The organism is Photobacterium sanguinicancri (assembly GCF_024346675.1).
Lineage (GTDB): Bacteria > Pseudomonadota > Gammaproteobacteria > Enterobacterales > Vibrionaceae > Photobacterium > Photobacterium sanguinicancri.
Window position 1 is genome coordinate 1,072,234 of sequence record NZ_AP024850.1, and the last position, 19,084, is coordinate 1,091,317.

Genomic DNA, 19,084 nt, shown 5'->3' on the forward strand with positions numbered 1-19,084 from the left:
CTGGATGTCCATCCAGTATTTGACTATCCTAGAGCCAATTATTGATTCAAAGATAGAGATGAAGCTGTGATTGGTCGTCTACGTGGAACCGTACTTGAAAAACAACCACCTGAAGTATTGCTTGAAGTTGGTGGTGTGGGCTATGAAATTCAAATGCCAATGAGCTGTTTTTATGAGCTGCCAGAAAAAGGCCAAGAAGCGGTTATCTTTACACACTTTGTTGTGCGCGAAGATGCACAATTACTCTATGGTTTTAATAAAAAAAGCGAGCGTGAATTATTCCGCGAAGTGATTAAAGCCAATGGAGTCGGGCCTAAACTGGGCCTAGCGATTCTCTCTGCGATGACAGCAAGTCAATTTGTGCTGAGTGTTGAAAACGAAGATGTGACAACACTGGTGAAAATTCCAGGCGTAGGTAAGAAAACGGCTGAACGTTTGGTTATTGAAATGCGTGACCGCCTGAAAGGATGGGGCGAAGGGGATCTATTTACACCGGCGCAAGATACTGCTGCTTCTCAAGCTATAGGGGCACAGTTAGCTGCACGCGCTGAAGATGAAGCTGTGAGTGCATTGGTTGCACTTGGCTATAAACCGCAACAAGCGTCGAAAGTCGTATCTCAAGTTGCTCAGCCTGATATGACAAGTGAAGCGATAATTCGTGATGCACTGCGTTCGATGGTTTAATGAAGGTTGTACGTAAATAATGATTGAAGCGGATCGCCTTATCTCGAATAACTTTGAACCATCACGTGATGAAGATGTGATAGACAGAGCTATTCGCCCTAAATTGCTGCAAGACTACCAAGGGCAAGACCATGTGCGTAGTCAGATGGAAATATTCATTAAAGCAGCGCAACTTCGTAACGAGGCACTGGATCACCTGCTGATCTTTGGGCCTCCAGGTTTAGGTAAAACAACATTGGCAAACATTGTTGCTAATGAAATGGGTGTGAGTATCCGTACGACCTCAGGCCCTGTTTTGGAGAAAGCTGGCGATCTAGCTGCACTTCTAACAAACCTTGAAGAAAATGATGTCTTGTTTATTGATGAAATCCACCGTTTAAGCCCTCAAGTTGAAGAGGTGCTATACCCTGCGATGGAAGATTACCAGCTCGACATCATGATTGGCGAGGGCCCTGCCGCTCGTTCAATTAAAATCGACTTGCCACCATTTACCCTAATAGGTGCGACAACGCGTGCGGGTTCTCTAACCTCGCCATTGCGTGATCGTTTTGGTATCACGCAGCGTTTAGAGTATTACAAAGTTGAAGATCTGAAAGACATTGTACAGCGTAGTGCCAATTGCCTAGAGCTGTCGATGGAAGAAGAAGGGGCGATGGAAGTCGCTGTGCGCGCTCGTGGTACACCGCGTATTGCTAACCGCTTACTCCGCCGAGTTCGAGATTACGCCGAAGTGATGGCAGATGGCCATATCAGCCATGATGTCGCTGCAAAAGCGCTTGATATGTTAGATGTCGACAGTAGCGGCTTTGATTACATGGATCGTAAGCTATTAATGGCGATCATTGATAAGTTCATGGGAGGCCCTGTGGGGCTCGATAACCTAGCGGCGGCGATTGGTGAAGAGAAAGACACGATTGAAGATGTGTTAGAGCCTTACTTGATTCAGCAAGGTTACTTGCAACGTACGCCAAGAGGGCGAATAGCGACACACCGCGCGTATCTACACTTTGGGTTGGATTTACCTGAAAGCTAATACAGTTAACATTGTATGGGCTTGGGTGAAATAACCAAGATAAAAGCGTAATTTTACTTTTTATCTGCAAAAATAGTAAACCAAATGTAAAAAAAGCGAGGCTATCTAGCCTCGCTTTTTTGATCACTCAATAAAAACTACCAATGAAGTAGTTGATAACAGTGCAATAAACAGGTTTTTTATTTACATCTTTATGACAAAGTCGCCCGTGGTTATGGCTGCAACATGGAAAATGCTGCATTTATGACGCATTTAAAATCTGTTTTAGTAAGCGCGTTTATACAGTTCAGAGAAACTTGGTTGGTATAAAGCGATAATCTTTTCAAAAATTAGTGCCATAACGACGACCTTAATCAATTTAATAGTGAAAGGTAAAGCTGAGCAGGATTCATAAAAAGGACTGCTTTTACAGCTTGGGGGAAGCATCTATCTTCTGAGGCTGATTATAGGTTTTTTTCTAAATAGGAAAAGCGAGTAAAATTTAAAATTAGGATTAATTTAACTAATGCGAAAATCTCCATCTCAGATAATTGCATGCTAACTTACTGATGTTATTGACTGCTTTGTTGGCAAGCTTTAGAGGGGGTTTAATGTGCTTACTTATCCTTCTTTTTTCTAACTTAAAATTATTTTTGTGTGACGAATTAAAAATAGATTGTGTCTAAGTGTTAACTAGCGTTAAACCTCCCGAAAAATCTTATCTTTTAGTGCCTTAATAAGTCACATATCAAACTTGTAAAAACATGATCTATATCAATGGAATATTGAACGCTCAAAAAGTGAGCGGTATTTATTGATTTCCATCAAAGCAAATTTTGCGACAAATCCTTTGAAGCTGAACTCAATTACCAGTAATATTAGCAATGACTTTATTAGCTGTAGCTTAACAATAAAGTAACTAATTAGGTACATAGTCGCAACATAAAAAGGAATGCCATGAAATCAGTGGTAATCAGGAAGATTTATGAGTTGTGATGCGTTGTTAGCTACATTTCGCTAAGCCCAATAATCGGTACACTTTTACGAAGTACTGTCACCAGTCAGCCTGGTGAAAAAAGGAGTTCACAATGTTCACTGATATCGTCGAACTATCGCGGTTACAGTTCGCATTAACTGCGATGTATCACTTTTTGTTCGTCCCATTGACTCTCGGTATGGCTTTCCTACTAGCCATCATGGAGTCTGTTTACGTAATGACTGGAAAGCAAATCTACAAGGACATGACTAAGTTCTGGGGTAAGCTTTTTGGTATTAACTTTGCTCTAGGTGTGGCAACAGGCCTATCCATGGAGTTCCAGTTTGGTACAAACTGGGCTTACTATTCCCACTACGTTGGTGACATCTTCGGTGCCCCACTAGCGATTGAAGCGCTGGTCGCGTTCTTCTTAGAATCCACTTTTGTTGGTCTGTTCTTCTTTGGTTGGGATCGCCTATCAAAGCGTCAGCACTTAACTGTAACTTGGTTAGTTGCGTTAGGTTCTAACTTCTCTGCGCTTTGGATTCTTATTGCAAATGGCTGGATGCAAAACCCAGTAGGTGCTGAGTTCAACTTCGAAACTATGCGTATGGAAATGGTGAGCTTCGCTGAAGTTATCCTTAACCCAGTTGCACAGGTGAAGTTTGTTCACACAGTAGCATCGGGTTACGTATGTGGCGCAATGTTCGTGATGGGTATCAGTGCATACTACTTGCTGAAAGGCCGTGATATTCCATTTGCACGTCGTTCTTTCGCAATTGCATCTTCATTCGGCATGGCAGCAATCATTTCTGTCATTATCCTTGGCGATGAGTCAGGCTACGAGCTAGGTGATGTTCAAAAAACTAAACTAGCAGCAATCGAAGCTGAATGGCATACAGAAGAAGCTCCGGCAGCCTTTACTGCATTTGGTATTCCAAACCAAGAAACAATGGAAACGGATTACGCGATTAAAATTCCTTACCTAATGGGTATTATCGCGACACGTTCATTGGATACTGAAGTAACGGGTCTACGTGACCTGAAAGTTGAACACGAAGAACGTATTCGTAACGGTATGGTTGCATACGGTCTACTAGAAAAACTGCGTGCGGGTGACAAAACACCTGAGAACATCGCAGCGTTCGATGAAGTGAAAAAAGACTTGGGTTACGGCTTCTTGCTTAAGCCTTATGCTGACAACGTTGTTGATGCAACAGAAGAGCACATTGCTCAAGCTGCTGACGATTCAATTCCGACAGTATGGCCGCTATTTTGGAGCTTCCGTATCATGGTTGCTGCTGGCTTTATCATGCTAGCGATCATTGGTGCTGCGTTTATCCAAACGTGTCGTCACAAGATCACTGAGAAGAAATGGCTACTTAAAGCATCACTTTACGCTATTCCACTTCCTTGGATTGCGATTGAAGCAGGTTGGTTCGTTGCAGAGTATGGTCGTCAACCATGGGCTGTAGGTGAAATCCTTCCGGTATCAATGGCTGCCTCTAATCTTGCCGCGTCTGAAATCCTTACGTCGTTAGCGATTATTATTAGCCTGTACACAGCATTCCTAATTGCTGAAATGTACTTGATGATCAAGTTTGCTCGTCTAGGTCCAAGTAGCCTGAAAACAGGTCGCTACCACTTTGAACAAAATGACGAACCGCAAAACGTGGTATCTCGTCAGGTTGAAGCGTAATAGGGAGATTTAGCAATGTTTGAATATGAAGTATTGCGATTCATCTGGTGGGTATTAATTGGTGTGCTTTGCATCGGTTTTGCGGTAACAGATGGTTTTGATATGGGTGTTGGCGCACTAGTACCTGTTATTGGTAAAACCGATAGCGAACGCCGTGTAATGATCAACTCGATTGCCCCACACTGGGATGGTAACCAAGTTTGGCTTATCACTGCAGGTGGCGCACTGTTTGCAGCGTGGCCTTTGGTTTACGCAACGGCATTCTCGGGTTTCTACTTAGCAATGATGCTAACGCTTGCAACACTATGGCTACGCCCAATCGGTTTTGACTACCGTTCTAAGCTGCCTAACGAACAATGGCGTGGCACATGGGATAAAGCGATCTTCGTTGGTAGCTTTGTACCACCTGTGATTTTCGGTGTGGCTTTCGGTAACCTACTTCAAGGTGTTCCGTTTGAGCTGAATGAATTTCTAGTACCAACGTACAAAGGTTCATTCTTTGGCCTACTAAACCCATTCGCACTTGTTTGTGGTCTAGTTAGCTCAATGATGATCATCACGCAAGGCGCAACCTACCTACAAATGAAAACGACGGGTGAACTTCACACTCGTGCACGTAATGTGACTGTTATTACAGCGATTGCGACAGCGGTATTGTTTGTTATTGCAGGTGTATGGGCACAAAGCATTGAAGGTTTCGTGATTACATCTGAAATCGTAACGAATGCACCGTCGAACCCATTGACGAAAGAAGTAGCACGCCTATCTGGTGCACTATTTGCTAACTACGATGCATACCCACTACTTTGGATTGCACCAGTATTAGCTGTTGTGATGCCACTGCTTACTGTTCTTGCAACAAAAGCTGACCGTGGTGCATTTGCGTTCCTAACATCAAGCCTAACTATGGCTGGCGTTATTCTGACATTCGGTTTCGCATTGTTCCCATTCATCATGCCTTCAAGCTTGATCCCTGGCCACAGCTTAACAGTATGGGATGCGACGTCTTCTGAGCTAACGTTAAACATTATGACTGGTGTAGCGTTCGTGATGGTGCCAATTATCTTGGCTTACACTATCTGGACTTACTACAAAATGTTTGGCCGTCTTGATGACAAGTTCATCGAAGAAAATAAAAACTCACTGTACTAAGGAGACGACACCATGTGGTATTTTGCTTGGATTTTAGGTGTTCTACTTGCGTGTTCATTCGGCATTATTAATGCACTTTGGTTAGAAGCAACCGAAAACTTGGATGAGTCTGGTGAGTAAGATAGATATGTGGGTTAAAGCAGTACACAAGCATTTAGACTTCGGGGTATTACGCCTTGTTGCTATGCTGGCAGGACTTGGGCTTACGGCCCTAGTTGTTTGGGACCCAACACTATTTGCGCAAGCAATTGGTGGTTTTGGCCCAGTCATTTCGCCTGCACTGATTTGGTCGATTTGTACAACAATGATTTACGGTGTTGGCTTTGTTCCCCGTAACTGGTATTGGCAAGTATTCTTCACGCCATATATATCATTGCCTGTATTAACCTACATCTACTGGCTGCGTTTTTACTGATCGCACTCAGCATAACAACGGCCTATTGTGGAAACACAATAGGCCGTTTTTTTATATTAATAATCTAAAACTAGCCCCAATTTATGCACTAGTCATGAGGATCGTTATCGCGGTTGGCTTCTTTATCAACGTATAGACGAACTTATTTACAATTCATCGTATTCTCGCATCAAATTTATGCAGCTAAATTTCATAAAACTCATTAAGTTAGGTATAGTAAAGTTCACCGTTTAATATGAGAAAAACCATGGAAGCAGCCCAAGCCTTTAATTGGCCCATCACTGTTTATTATGAAGATACTGATGCGGGTGGGGTGGTTTATCATTCCAATTACCTAAAGTACTTCGAACGAGCAAGAACTGAACTCTTGCGAAATAGTGGTGTCAGTCAACAAGCACTGCTTGAACGTGATTTAGGATTTGTTGTTCGCCACCTTGCGATTGACTATATCAAAGGTGCTAAGTTGGATGATCAGCTGATTGTTCGTACAAAAATCAGCGAATTACGCCGTGCATCTATCGAATTTTGTCAGGATTTAGTTAACAATGATGGCCAAATCTTGTGTAAAGCCGTGGTTAAGGTAGCCTGTATCCACTCAAGCTCCATGAAGCCAACAGCCATTCCAGAAAATATTAAGTCGGAGATATCTAGTGACTGCTGAATTATCAATTCTAGACCTGTTTTTACAGGCCAGCCTGTTGGTAAAAATCGTAATGCTCATTCTATTAGGCATGTCGGTGGTCTCGTGGGCAATGATCATAAAACGCTCACAAGTATTATCAGAAGCAAGTTCAAAAGCGGCTCGCTTTGAAGATCGCTTCTGGTCTGCAAATGATTTGTCACAGCTATACCAAGAAGTACAAGCCCGTAAAGATAGCCTGATTGGTACAGAACAGATCTTTTACTCGGGTTTTAAAGAATTTGCACGTTTGCACCGCAGTAATGGCAAAGTGCCAGAGGCCGTAATGGAAGGGACAGGCCGTGCCATGCGTGTTTCGCTATCGCGCGAAGTAGATGGTCTAGAAACTAATTTACCTTTTCTTGCAACGGTTGGCTCAATCAGTCCGTACATTGGTTTGTTTGGTACCGTATGGGGCATCATGCATGCATTCATCGCGCTGGGGGCTGTAAAGCAAGCAACCCTAGCGATGGTTGCACCGGGTATTGCTGAAGCACTTGTCGCAACAGCTATGGGTCTGTTTGCCGCGATCCCTGCCGTTATGTTCTATAACAAGCTGACCAACCAAGTAACGAAACTAGAGCACACTTACGCGACATTTATGGAAGAGTTCTCTAGCATTTTGCACCGCCAAGCTTTCGCTGGTAATCAGGAGCAATAAGCCATGGCTTACCAACCTAAGAAACGTAAGATGACGGCAGAAATTAATGTCGTACCTTACATCGATGTCATGTTGGTACTGCTTATCATCTTTATGGTGACAGCGCCTTTTGTTACCCAAGGGGTTGATGTTGAGTTACCCGGTACCTCTACAGCCAAAACGGTAGCCGAACTCTCTAAAGATGACAGTGGTGCGCCGATTATCATTGAAGTTGACCAGCATGGTAATTTAGGAATTAGCGTGAATAATGAAGATGTTATTCGTGGCCTTGATATGAATACTATGCTGACGCGAGTGCGTGCAGAATTACAGTTGAATCCTAAATCGACCGTATTAGTTGGTGGTGATAGTCGCGCGCAGTATGCGTATATCATCGAAACGCTAGATGCGTTAAATCGTGCGGGTGTGGCTTCGGTAGGTCTAATGACTGAACCGTTAGAGCAGTAGGAGTCATAAAGCGGATGAGAAATAATAACTACAGCACTGCTGTCATCGTTTCGTTATTACTTCATGCTTTACTACTAGTTGCGTTGCTTTGGGGAACGGATTTCTCCATGTCGAAACCGAAGCAATCTGGCAATACGATTCAAGCTGTAGTGGTTGACCCTGCTTTAGTGAATCAGCAAGCACAGCGAATTCGTCAAGAACGTGAAAGTGCAAAACAAGCTGAACGTGATCGTCTTCGTCGTTTAGAGCAACAAGCAGAAGCGTTAGAGAAACAACGTCAAGCTGAAGAAAAGCGCATACGTGAATTGAAAGCCAATAAGCTTAAAGCGGAAAAAGAAGCGCGTGTTGCGGAAAAAGAACGCAAGCGTGTTGCTGCTGAACAGCAAAAAGTAGCCGAAGAAAAACGCAAAGCTGATGCTGCCGCTAAAGTGGCGAAAGCACAAGCAGCTAAAGCGGAAGCCGAGCGTAAAGTGAAACAAGAAGCGGCGAAAAAGGCAGAACAAGAACGTGTACGTAAAGTAGAGCAGCAGCGTCAAGCAGAAGAAGCGACACGTAAAGCAGAAGAAGCACGCAAAGCGAAAGTTGCGGAGCAAAAGCGTGCAGAAGCGGCAGCCAAAAAAGCTGAAAAAGCACGAGTAGAAGCAGAACGTAAAGCCGCAGAGGCTAAAGCATTACAGCGTCAGCAAGAAGCGGCTCTTAATGATATGTTCGCCGGGCTTGAAGCAGAAACCGAACAACGTGGTGGTGCGAGAGGTCAGTTTGTGAGTGATGAAGTGGCACGATACAGTGCGATCTTTACTCAAATGATCCAGCAAAACCTCTTGGTTGATCAAAGCTTTTCAGGCAAAGAGTGTGTAATTCGCATGCGCTTGTCGGCGAATGGTTTATTGTTAGATGCAACAGAGGATGGCGGTGAAAGAACACTTTGTCGCGCTGCTAAAGCGGCGGTGGTAAAAGTGAGTCAGTTCCCAATGCCTGAAGATCCTGAAGTGATAGAGAAACTACGCGCAATCCGCCTAACAGTAAGCCCAGAGTAAAAGGATAAATTATGAAACGTTGGATTATAGGGCTATGTCTTGCTTTCCTTGGCTTTAGCCAGTTAGCACATGCAGAGCTCGAACTTGTCATTACCGAAGGGGTTAACTCTGCTCGCCCAATTGGCGTCGTACCTTTCAAATGGGACGGTGACGGCAAATTGCCTGCAGACATTTCAAGTGTTATTGCATCTGACTTGCAGCGAAGCGGCAAATTCAGCCCAATAGCAGCCAGTAAAATGCCACAAACCCCATATGATGAATCGCAAGTGGATTACGATGCTTGGACGTCGATGGGTGTTGATGCGTTAGTCACAGGTAAAGTCAGCCAAGATGTTGATGGCAACTATGTCGTCGAATATCAACTTGTTGATGTCGTGCGCGGCCAGTTAACCAGTGGCCAAAGCCGTGGTTTAAGCGGTGGCGAGTTGGTACTGACTAAAGACCATTTACTCGTGAATAATCGTGCGAAGATTGAAGGTAAACGTATGCGCCATTACGCGCATCGTATCTCTGATTTAGTGTATGAAAAGCTGACGGGTGAACGAGGTGCATTCTTAACACGCATAGCTTACGTGGTCATCGACGACAAAGCGAAATACCCATACCAACTTCGTGTGGCTGATTATGATGGTTTTAACGAGCGCTTAGTGCTGAAATCCCAACAGCCGCTAATGTCACCATCTTGGTCGCCAGATGGTAGCAAACTTGCGTATGTGAGCTTTGAAAATGATCAAGCGCAGATCTTCATGATGGACATCTATAAAGGTACGCGTGAAATGGTGACGTCTTTCCCACGTCATAACGGTTCGCCGCGTTTTTCACCTGACGGTAAGAAGTTAGCTATCGTACTATCTAAAAGTGGTAGCTTGCAGATCTATGTGAAAGATCTCGAAACAAAGGCACTGACTCAGATCACTCGCGGTCGTGCTAATAACACGGAAGCATTTTGGGATCCTGATGGGCAGTCTTTGGTATTTACCTCAGACAGAGGTGGTAAACCTCAGATATATCGAGTAAATTTAGCTGACGGAAAAACCCAGCGTTTGACTTGGCAGGGAAGTCAAAACCTTGGTGGTCAGCTAACACCTGATGGTCGTTACTTAGTAATGGTGCACAGATCTGATTCTGGCTACAACATTGCTAAGCAAGATCTAAAGTCTGGAGCTCTTCAAATTTTAACCAAAACATTTTTGGATGAGTCTCCAAGCATTGCACCGAATGGCGGCATGGTGATCTACAGTTCAGTGAATAATAAATCAAACGAACTGTCGTTAGTGTCGATTGACGGGCGCTTTAAAGCACGTTTACCTGCGACGAACGGGCGAGTGCGAGCACCTTCTTGGGGACCGTATCTTTAACGTTCACGTAATTAGCAAATAAGGAAAATAAAATGCAACTTAATAAAGTTTTAAAGGGGCTGGCAATTGCGCTGCCAATGATGACTCTTGCGGCTTGTAGCTCAACTGAAGGTACTGAAACTTCTGCTTCTGATACAACAAATAAAGCAGCAGAAGAAACTGTAGTAGCAACACCAGTAGAGAACACGACTCCTGTTCTTTCTGAGCAAGAACTACGCAGCCAAGAATTGCGTCAAGAGCAAACTATTTACTTCAAGTTTGATAACGCAGAAATCCAACCAGATTACCAAGCGATGCTAGAAGCACACGCAGAATACCTACGTAACAACGCAGGTCAGAACGTGATCGTTGAAGGCCACGCTGATGAGCGCGGTACACCTGAGTACAACATCGCACTAGGCGAGCGTCGTGCTAACGCTGTAGCTAAATACCTACAAGCATTGGGCGTATCTGCATCTCAACTTGAAATCGTTAGCTACGGTGAAGAGAAGCCATTAGTGCTTGGTCACACTGCAGCAGATTACGCTAAGAACCGTCGTTCGGTTCTAGTGTACAAGTAATAGGCTATGACTATGAACAGTAACAAGATGCGCATTGCCGCATTGGCGTTGCTGGTTGGTGCGGCGACCCAAGTGGTCGCCGCTCCTGCTCCCGTTACTGAGCTAAACAGTAGCAGTGCTCAGGGAAATAGCCTTGAGCGATTGGAGCGGATGCTTGAGGCAAGAAACCAAATTCAGATTGACATGCAACGTCAGCTTGAACAATTGGCTTCCGAAATGGATGAACTTCGTGGTGTTGTTGAACGTAACTCATATGATCTGAGTCAGATGTTAGAACGTCAACGTGAACTATACCGTGAAGTGGATGCACTTAGCCGCCAACCGCAAAAAGCAGCACCAGAGACAGCGGATAGCAAACCAAAATCGACAGAAACGTATACAAGTAATGTTAGCGAGAACGCTGATTACGAAAAAGCGGTAAACCTGATCTTAAAAGAAAAGGATTACAATGGCGCAGTTAAAGCGTTTGAAGGCTTTTTAGTCGCGTATCCTCAATCGGCTTATAAACCGAATGCCCATTATTGGTTGGGGCAACTTTACTTTACCAAGAATCAGCTAAAGCAAGCCGGTGAGCAGTTTAAAGCCGTTGCGGATTACAGTGATTCGAACAAGCGCGCCGACGCCTTACTTAAACTCGGTGTGATTGCAGAGCGCAGTAACAATGTTGATGAAGCGAAGAAAATGTATCAAGAGGTCGTAAAAACGTACCCTGATTCAACCAGCTCTCGACAAGCGCAAGCAAGCTTGAATAAACTCGGAAAATAAACCGTGTCAGACATCTAGAGGCCAGCACTATGCTGGCCTTTTGTTTATCTATCAGTAACTTTCGCTAGCTATCGCTAATGGCACGCTCAGTCACGGTAAGAAAAGAGGGAAAATAGCACGGTGCTGTGTATAATGACCGAACAGTAAGGACTAGCTGATAGAGCAAGTGAGTAATGAGCTTAACATTCGATCCGTCAGAAACAATTTACCCATTTCCGCCAAAACCTGTGCCATTGAACGACAGTGAAAAGCAGGAATACATCGCAAAAATTAAAGCCCTTCTTGAGGAAAAAGATGCGGTTTTAGTTGCCCACTATTACACCGACCCAGAAATTCAGGCCCTAGCTGAAAATACAGGTGGTTTTGTTGGCGACTCCCTCGAAATGGCCCGTTTCGGTAATCAACACCCTGCAAAAACCTTGATTATCTGTGGCGTGCGCTTTATGGGGGAATCTGCAAAAATCCTGACTCCAGAAAAGAACGTATTAATGCCGACACTCGACGCTGAGTGTTCACTTGATCTGGGCTGTCCTGCAGATAAATTTACCGAGTTTTGTGATGCTCACCCTGACCATACAGTGGTGGTGTATGCTAATACCTCTGCAGCGGTAAAAGCACGAGCTGATTGGGTGGTAACGTCTAGTATCGCCCTTGAAATCGTTGAGCACCTTGATAGCGAAGATAAGAAAATTATTTGGGGGCCGGACCGCCACTTAGGTTCATATATTGCGAATCAAACTGGCGCGGAAATGTTGCTGTGGCAAGGTGAGTGTGTTGTGCATGACGAGTTTTCAGCCAAAGCACTGCGCGACATGAAACATCTATACCCTGAAGCCGCGATTCTTGTTCATCCAGAATCCCCAGCAAGTGTGGTGGAATTAGCGGATGCTGTCGGTTCAACAAGCCAGTTGATCAAGGCTGCAAAAGAGTTGCCAAATCAGAAACTGATAGTTGCGACTGATAAAGGCATTTTCTTCAAAATGCAGCAACTTGTACCTGAGAAAGAGCTGGTTGAAGCACCAACAGCCGGCGCAGGTGCAACTTGTCGTAGCTGTGCGCACTGTCCGTGGATGGCAATGAATGGCCTGAAAGCGATTGAGCAAGCGCTACGCGATGGCGGTAGTGAGCACGAGATTTTTGTTGATGAAGCATTACGTGAGAAGTCACTTATCCCGTTAAATCGCATGCTGGATTTTGCTGCTGAGCTGCAATTGAAAGTAAAAGGTAACGCATAAATAAAGTGTCACGAATCAGAGAAATAGCGATCTTAGGGTCGCTATTTTTTTTGCTATAGTCATTCCTCTGCCTGCGACTCATCGTAAATACAAACAAAGCCACTATTGATAAATAAAAATAACTGCTAAGGATACAGCATGAGCCAAATTCTACTGACAGTCGCATTGCCAATGGCACTTGCGTGGATGATGCTTTGCGTCGGCATGACACTCAGTGTCTTTGATTTTAAACGGGTATCTCAGTATCCATTTAAAGTGATTGCAGCATTGTTGGCACAACTTGTTGGGTTACCATTGCTGGCTTATGCCATTATAACGTTATTGGGATTACCAGAGCCGATTGCTGTTGGCCTGTGGTTGCTAGCACTTGCGCCCGGTGGGGCATCATCGAATGCGATTACTCACCTCAGTGGGGGAGACTCTGCACTATCTATCACTATCACCGCGATAAGCAGTGTTGTTATACCTTTTACGATGCCTTTATTATTAACCCTGTTCATGCCTGAACTTTCATTGGTTATTCCACTAAAAACGGCTATCTTGCAGTTAACCGCAGTAACGCTTTTACCTGTACTCGTTGGGATGGCATTACGTCATTACACGGATGAATCATGGTTTACCCCTTTTGCTGAAAAAGCGGGAAAGAGTGCGCTATGGGCATTGTTTTTCACCGTCATCATTACCGTATCGGCAAATACTGAAGTGTTCCATTTATTTGCATCAAAAGCGGCAGTTGCTGTCATTGCGCTGTGTGTTACAGGTATGGTGATGGGGGCCTTGATTGCTCGAATCATGGGTGAAAAGTCTGCGGTAGTAAAAACATTTGCCATTGAAGTCGGCGTGCAAAATGCAGGTACTGCAATTTTTGCTGCTGTGATCTTATTGGGGCGCCCTGAGTTCGCAATTACCCCTTTGCTTTATGGAATTTTGATGAACATCCCTGCATTTGGGCTAATTTACTTTTATCGCGCGCGCCAGCGTAAGGTATTAGCGTAAAGCGTCGATCTACATACGTGTTTTGCTGATTCAAAGCACGTGTAGATAGCATCAGATAATAAAAAAACGGCAGTCTCACGCGAGGCTGCCGTTTTTCGTTATAGCTCTTTACGATGTAAGCTACTAGATGGTTAGTTACTAGTTAAGGCATGTGCTCGTTGGGATAGGCCACATAGCATCAGAGGAACTGATTTAAATATCTCTTCAAACTGTGCAAGGCCGTCAGCACCTTCTTCTGATAGTGCTTGCATCGCATTTTCTGGATCATACAGTAGGCTGATAGACAGCAATACACCGCCTAGCAAAGCACTGTCTTCTGTATCTTCTGGCATGATGGTTTCCCAATCATCACGCGCCAATTGCCAGCCTTGTAGCAAGCCTTCAGAAAAATCGCGTGTTGCTTCTGTCACAAGCTCTTTATCATCGAGTGCACAGTCTTCAGGCCAAGACCAAGTATTTAGCAATAGTGACTCACGCGTTTCATTCCACAGGTTGATAATGGCGTTCGCATAAGATTCTAGATCTTCTTGGGTAGTAAATGGTGATACTTCCTCACCACCCCATAAGAAAGCGAGCCATTCAGCTGGGTCTAATACATGCGGTGCCGCTGCCATGGCGGTAACAAAACCGCGTGTTTGTGCTTCTGGTAGCAATTGTTCCGCTAGTTCTGGATTTTCGAGGATCACACTTAATTGTGAAGACATAATTCACTCTCAATAGTTAGTAGATAGCGGATACTATCGCCGCACCTTCTTTATATATGTTTCATTGTATCAGTAGCCCTAAATGCTATCAGCAGTAATACCATCATAAATTCATTAATATAGCGCTATTGTTGTAATTTTGAACGTTCAATAAGTTAATCGATATTTTTCATTGACCCGATAAAGGCTTAGCACTATAGTAGCCGTCCTGTTGAGCGACAAGCTTAATAGGCAATGTGGTGAGGTGTCCGAGTGGCTGAAGGAGCACGCCTGGAAAGCGTGTATACGGCAACGTATCGAGGGTTCGAATCCCTCCCTCACCGCCATCATCTTTTAAGATGATAAAATACGGAGAGATGGCTGAGTGGTCGAAAGCACCGGTCTTGAAAACCGGCGGCGGTTTATCCCGTCCTAGGGTTCAAATCCCTATCTCTCCGCCACATTCAAGAAAACCGCTGAAATTTCAGCGGTTTTTTTTCGCCTATTTTTTGTGATTAGAGATAGGGTGCGGAACCCTAGGTCAGGGTTCACCTGAGCGAAGCGAAAGCACATTGCCCGTGCCGAAGGCGCGAAAAGGCAATAGCCCGAAGGGCGCGAGCTTGCGAGCAGTAAATCCCTATCTCTCCGCCACATTTAGAGAAAGCCCAGCAGAAATGCTGGGCTTTTTCGTATGCGTTGAAAGTAGTGAAAGGGATTAGTGCCAAATCCGCTAGACTCAAAGCGCTCCGCCATATTAAAGAAAACCGCTGAAAATTCAGCGGTTTTTTTTCGCCTGTATATTATGTAATCGATAATGCTTAACGGGATTTATGTGTCTATTCGCTTAATTAGTGATATGTGTATTTATACAGCCTGTGTAAATAGTCAGTATTCTGTGGACGTTTAAATAATGAAGCGGTAGGATAATGCGCGTGATAAGGAGGAACTGCATGAGAGCGTTATTGAGAGATAAAATACTTCAGGTTTGCTATAAGAAAATTGAGCAAAAAGGCGATAACGTTGGTGTGTCGTTTTACGCTTTTTTTGCCAACAAAAACGATAATTCTGCTTTATTAATGGAAGCGGCGACATGGTGGATAGAGACACACCAGCTCGATCACTTTGAGAAAGCAAAGAAAATCATCGAGCTAGTTAAAAAAGAAGAACTTAGTTGTAAATAGATCCAAAGGTATCTAGCTGAGTTAGGTATAAGCGCATATCAAACTCAAGCTGGTGATAGTTTGGTTCCATATGACAGCAAAGTTGGTAAAAGGCCTTGTTGTGTTCTTTTTCTCGTAAGTGTGCAAGCTCGTGCACCACGATCATTCGAAGAAAGTCTTCTGGGGCTGATTTGAAAATTGCCGCAATACGTATTTCGTGTTTTGCTTTTAACTTGCCGCCTTGAACTCGAGATATAAAGGTATGTAGACCTAATGCATGGTGAATGACATTGATTTTATTATCAAAGGCTACTTTGCTGATCGGCGCTGATTTTTTTAGGTACTGATTTTTAATGCCTACCACGTAATCGTAAAGTGCTTTTTCAGTTGTGACAGCATGTGGAGTAGGGTATTTCTTCAGTAGCAGCTTAGCGAGTTGCTCTTTCTCAATTAGCTGGTGGACCTGTTCTGTTAAGTGAGCAGGGTAGCCTTGTAGATACTTCAATGTTTGCATGTGATTTATGAACTAAGAATATATAGCCGAATAGTAACGGTAACTTTTCATTGGTGCAATTTAGCGTGCTAATAATTGCAACTTGATTGTTTTTTGCTCACAGTGTTTCAGAGTAGAGCAATCCTATTTCAATGCTTTATGCCGTGATCAAAGTGTCAAAAAAAAATCTTGATTTCCGCGAGGCCAGATGTAGCAAGGGTTTACATGACTTACCCACAAAAACTGTGGATAAGTGTGTTGATGGATGTTTAGGAAGTCGGAAAAAGCGCGCGTTTGTTTCGGTTAGGTTGTTTTTTGTACGATCTTGAATGGAGCTCTAATCCGCTGATATCACTTATGATAGAGGAATCAACCTGGTTTTTAATTCACAGTTTAGTGAGTATGAGCTAGCAGGAAAAATATTGAAAAGATACGTGTGAATTGATTTACATCAAAAGTTGAATAAACTGTGGATTAATAACGTTATCTCACAAATTATCAGGATAAAATTTGTGACTCATTAGTGGATGACTAATGATGATTGTACTACTTGGGGAAGGCACTTTATCTGATGAGTTTCATCATCAGGGGCGAGAAATTTACGCGATCAGCAATATAAAGTCAATCCTTCAAGTATGCTTATTTTTATGTGTAATTAGTTGCGTTACAGCCATGCAGGAAACTGAGCCGAGTATTGGCCTTCAATACATTGACTTCGATAGCCTAGCACGGACAATGTCTTTCATTAATTTACGTTCGAGTAGTCTAGATGAGTAAACTGTTTAAGCTTTCGTCACCCTTTTCACCTGCGGGTGATCAACCAACGGCTATCAATCAATTATTGGACGGACTTGACTCTGGTCTTGCTCATCAAACGTTACTCGGGGTTACAGGTTCTGGTAAAACTTTCACTATCGCGAATGTTATCGCCGAAACTAATCGACCAACGTTGATTTTGGCGCCGAACAAAACTCTTGCCGCCCAGCTCTACGGTGAAATGAAAGAGTTCTTCCCTGAAAATGCGGTTGAGTATTTTGTTTCGTATTACGATTATTATCAACCAGAAGCCTACGTACCCACGACGGATACTTTTATTGAAAAAGATGCCTCAGTAAATGCGCACATTGAGCAGATGCGTTTATCTGCAACAAAAGCGTTATTGGAGCGTCGTGATGTTGTCATTATTGCGTCTGTATCTGCTATTTATGGTTTGGGTGATCCAGATTCTTACTTAAAAATGATGCTACATGTTCGTCGTGGTGATGTGCTGGATCAGCGTGAGGTGTTAACTCGATTAGCTGAGCTGCAATATAAGCGTAATGATATGGCGTTTGAGCGCGGAACTTTCCGTGTCCGTGGTGAAGTGATTGATGTTTTTCCAGCAGAATCTGAGAAAGATGCCATCCGAATCGAACTCTTTGATGATGAAGTGGACTGTATTAGCTCTTTCGACCCTCTCACGGGAGCGATCATTCAACGCGACCTGCCGCGCTGTACTATTTACCCTAAAACGCACTACGTGACGCCACGTGAGCGTATTCTTGAAGCGATTGAAAGTATAAAAGTAGAGTTAGTTGATCGTCGCAAGCAGTTGACTGAAAACAATAAACTCGTAGAAGAGCAGCGCATTTCTCAGCGGACACAATTTGATATTGAAATGATGAACGAGCTAGGCTTTTGTTCTGGTATTGAAAACTATTCACGCTACTTGAGTGGTCGAGCAGAAGGCGAGCCACCTCCAACTTTGTTTGATTATTTACCAGGTGATGGCTTGTTAATCATTGATGAGTCACACGTCACTGTCTCTCAAATTGGAGCCATGTATCGAGGCGATCGATCACGTAAAGAGAACTTAGTGGAATACGGTTTCCGTTTACCCTCGGCGCTAGATAATCGCCCGATGAAATTTGATGAGTTTGAGGCACTAGCACCGCAGACTATTTACGTGTCGGCAACCCCCGGTAATTATGAACTTGAGAAGTGTGATTCAGATATCGCAGAGCAAGTTGTACGACCGACAGGCTTACTCGATCCTGAAATTGAAGTTCGACCTGTCACCACACAGGTGGATGATCTACTTTCTGAAATTCGGCTTCGTGAAGTAAAAGGGGAACGTGTGCTGGTCACCACCCTAACTAAGCGAATGGCAGAAGATCTGACCGAGTACTTAGCAGAGCATGGTGTAAAAGTGCGTTACTTACACTCAGATATTGATACCGTCGAGCGGGTTGAAATTATTCGCGATCTTCGATTGGGTGAATTTGATGTGCTGGTAGGGATAAACCTATTACGCGAAGGGCTTGATATACCTGAGGTGTCGCTAGTCGCGATATTAGATGCTGATAAAGAAGGCTTTTTACGCTCAGAGCGGTCATTGATTCAGACTATGGGCCGTGCAGCACGTAACTTAGAAGGTAAAGCGATCTTATATGCTGATCGTATTACGGGTTCAATGGAACGGGCGATGGGAGAAACAAACCGCCGCCGTGAAAAGCAGAAAATCTATAATGAAAAAAATGGCATAGTACCGAAAGCATTAAACAAAAAAGTGGGCGATATTCTTGAACTTGGTAAAAGTAAAACAGCGAATAAAGCGGCTAAATTGCATCAAGTGGCGGAGCAAAAAGGGAACTATTCCTCGTTATCTCCTCAAGAGTTGGATGCTAAAATTAAAGTACTCGAGACTGAAATGTACGATTATGCTCAGAACTTAGAGTTTGAAAAAGCTGCTGAAACGCGTGATAAAATTCACACATTGCGTCAGCAATTTATCGCTAACAGCTAACAGCTAACAGCTACAAACTAGCTCGCTAGTCATGATTATTAGTGGGCTTAGTTACTTTCTCCGCAACAGCACCTATCTGTATATCAGTACTTTTTCACCAGTATTTCTTAACTAGCAGGCAAAAAAAAGCCAACCGTAATGAATTCGGTTGGCGTCATTGTTTTAGTGAAAGTATTCACAAACAACGTCAGTTGGCTAGGTTGACTCATACGAGTCACTTTATCTATTGCAGTCTCTGTGCCAACTTTTTTGTGGACGTATAAATGTACTTTTTTCAGGGTCTTTGT

The 19,084-nt window shown here is 43.7% G+C and carries 20 protein-coding genes and 2 tRNA genes; 20 read left to right on the top strand and 2 right to left on the bottom strand.

Features of this window, described 5'->3' with window-relative positions; genetic code table 11:
- Positions 1 to 66 precede the first annotated feature (66 nt).
- From ruvA to OCU87_RS05355, 15 genes are all read left to right on the top strand, one after another.
- A complete protein-coding gene (gene ruvA, locus OCU87_RS05285; RefSeq protein ID WP_062690004.1) occupies positions 67 to 684 on the top strand; it encodes a Holliday junction branch migration protein RuvA in 618 nt (205 codons plus the stop codon).
- 19 nt (positions 685 to 703) lie between these two features.
- Entirely contained in the window at positions 704 to 1,717 is a 1,014-nt protein-coding gene (gene ruvB, locus OCU87_RS05290) for a Holliday junction branch migration DNA helicase RuvB (RefSeq protein WP_062690006.1), read from the top strand.
- A 1,067-nt stretch (positions 1,718 to 2,784) separates the two neighbouring features.
- Complete coding sequence (gene cydA / locus OCU87_RS05295; RefSeq protein ID WP_062690008.1) at positions 2,785 to 4,371, top strand: cytochrome ubiquinol oxidase subunit I; 1,587 nt, start codon at positions 2,785 to 2,787, stop codon at positions 4,369 to 4,371.
- Between the two features lie 15 nt (positions 4,372 to 4,386).
- Positions 4,387 to 5,523 (top strand): cytochrome d ubiquinol oxidase subunit II, encoded by a 1,137-nt coding sequence (gene cydB, locus OCU87_RS05300; protein WP_261857954.1) that lies wholly within the window; start codon positions 4,387 to 4,389, stop codon positions 5,521 to 5,523.
- A 12-nt stretch (positions 5,524 to 5,535) separates the two neighbouring features.
- Positions 5,536 to 5,643 (top strand): cytochrome bd-I oxidase subunit CydX, encoded by a 108-nt coding sequence (gene cydX, locus OCU87_RS05305; RefSeq protein ID WP_048898756.1) that lies wholly within the window; start codon positions 5,536 to 5,538, stop codon positions 5,641 to 5,643.
- Complete coding sequence (locus OCU87_RS05310; RefSeq protein ID WP_239928898.1) at positions 5,627 to 5,938, top strand: cyd operon YbgE family protein; 312 nt, start codon at positions 5,627 to 5,629, stop codon at positions 5,936 to 5,938. Before cydX ends, OCU87_RS05310 begins: the two co-directional genes overlap by 17 nt.
- 247 nt (positions 5,939 to 6,185) lie before the next feature.
- Complete coding sequence (gene ybgC, locus OCU87_RS05315; protein WP_094957341.1) at positions 6,186 to 6,599, top strand: tol-pal system-associated acyl-CoA thioesterase; 414 nt, start codon at positions 6,186 to 6,188, stop codon at positions 6,597 to 6,599.
- Entirely contained in the window at positions 6,589 to 7,278 is a 690-nt protein-coding gene (gene tolQ / locus OCU87_RS05320; RefSeq protein WP_062690013.1) for a protein TolQ, read from the top strand. Before ybgC ends, tolQ begins: the two co-directional genes overlap by 11 nt.
- 3 nt (positions 7,279 to 7,281) lie before the next feature.
- Entirely contained in the window at positions 7,282 to 7,725 is a 444-nt protein-coding gene (tolR, locus tag OCU87_RS05325) for a protein TolR (protein ID WP_062690015.1), read from the top strand.
- 14 nt (positions 7,726 to 7,739) lie between these two features.
- Positions 7,740 to 8,762: a cell envelope integrity protein TolA gene (tolA, locus tag OCU87_RS05330; RefSeq protein ID WP_261857955.1), complete on the top strand. Its 1,023-nt coding sequence runs from the start codon at positions 7,740 to 7,742 to the stop codon at positions 8,760 to 8,762.
- 8 nt (positions 8,763 to 8,770) lie between these two features.
- Positions 8,771 to 10,120, top strand: coding sequence for a Tol-Pal system beta propeller repeat protein TolB (gene tolB / locus OCU87_RS05335; RefSeq protein ID WP_062690016.1), 1,350 nt, complete (start codon positions 8,771 to 8,773; stop codon positions 10,118 to 10,120).
- A gap of 32 nt (positions 10,121 to 10,152) precedes the next feature.
- Positions 10,153 to 10,680: a peptidoglycan-associated lipoprotein Pal gene (pal, locus tag OCU87_RS05340; protein WP_094957344.1), complete on the top strand. Its 528-nt coding sequence runs from the start codon at positions 10,153 to 10,155 to the stop codon at positions 10,678 to 10,680.
- A 12-nt stretch (positions 10,681 to 10,692) separates the two neighbouring features.
- A complete protein-coding gene (ybgF, locus tag OCU87_RS05345; protein ID WP_261857956.1) occupies positions 10,693 to 11,445 on the top strand; it encodes a tol-pal system protein YbgF in 753 nt (250 codons plus the stop codon).
- A gap of 173 nt (positions 11,446 to 11,618) precedes the next feature.
- Positions 11,619 to 12,680, top strand: a complete 1,062-nt coding sequence (gene nadA, locus OCU87_RS05350; RefSeq protein ID WP_261857957.1) for a quinolinate synthase NadA — start codon at positions 11,619 to 11,621, stop codon at positions 12,678 to 12,680.
- A 138-nt stretch (positions 12,681 to 12,818) separates the two neighbouring features.
- Positions 12,819 to 13,676, top strand: coding sequence for a bile acid:sodium symporter family protein (locus OCU87_RS05355; RefSeq protein ID WP_261857958.1), 858 nt, complete (start codon positions 12,819 to 12,821; stop codon positions 13,674 to 13,676).
- Positions 13,677 to 13,807: 131 nt separating this feature from the next.
- Here OCU87_RS05355 and OCU87_RS05360 read toward each other — a convergent pair whose 3' ends face one another.
- The gene (locus OCU87_RS05360) at positions 13,808 to 14,380 is read right to left on the bottom strand and encodes a UPF0149 family protein (RefSeq protein ID WP_062690022.1); all 573 of its coding nucleotides are present in this window, start codon (positions 14,378 to 14,380) and stop codon (positions 13,808 to 13,810) included.
- Positions 14,381 to 14,618: 238 nt separating this feature from the next.
- Here OCU87_RS05360 and OCU87_RS05365 point away from each other — a divergent pair.
- The 3 genes from OCU87_RS05365 (at position 14,619) to OCU87_RS05375 (ending at position 15,540) form a co-directional block, all read left to right on the top strand.
- Positions 14,619 to 14,706, top strand: a tRNA-Ser gene (locus OCU87_RS05365).
- Between the two features lie 24 nt (positions 14,707 to 14,730).
- Positions 14,731 to 14,820 (top strand) — tRNA-Ser (locus tag OCU87_RS05370).
- A gap of 489 nt (positions 14,821 to 15,309) precedes the next feature.
- Positions 15,310 to 15,540, top strand: a complete 231-nt coding sequence (locus OCU87_RS05375) for a DUF6500 family protein (protein WP_261857959.1) — start codon at positions 15,310 to 15,312, stop codon at positions 15,538 to 15,540.
- Here the strand turns inward: OCU87_RS05375 and OCU87_RS05380 are convergent.
- Positions 15,527 to 16,033 (bottom strand): M48 metallopeptidase family protein, encoded by a 507-nt coding sequence (locus tag OCU87_RS05380; RefSeq protein ID WP_062688464.1) that lies wholly within the window; start codon positions 16,031 to 16,033, stop codon positions 15,527 to 15,529. The two genes, OCU87_RS05375 and OCU87_RS05380, sit on opposite strands and share 14 nt — an antisense overlap.
- A gap of 513 nt (positions 16,034 to 16,546) precedes the next feature.
- Between OCU87_RS05380 and OCU87_RS05385 the strand changes: the two genes are divergently transcribed.
- Positions 16,547 to 16,789: a hypothetical protein gene (locus OCU87_RS05385; protein ID WP_062688466.1), complete on the top strand. Its 243-nt coding sequence runs from the start codon at positions 16,547 to 16,549 to the stop codon at positions 16,787 to 16,789.
- Positions 16,782 to 18,797 (top strand): excinuclease ABC subunit UvrB, encoded by a 2,016-nt coding sequence (gene uvrB / locus OCU87_RS05390; protein WP_062688468.1) that lies wholly within the window; start codon positions 16,782 to 16,784, stop codon positions 18,795 to 18,797. The genes OCU87_RS05385 and uvrB overlap by 8 nt, the downstream gene beginning before the upstream one ends.
- Positions 18,798 to 19,084 lie beyond the last annotated feature (287 nt).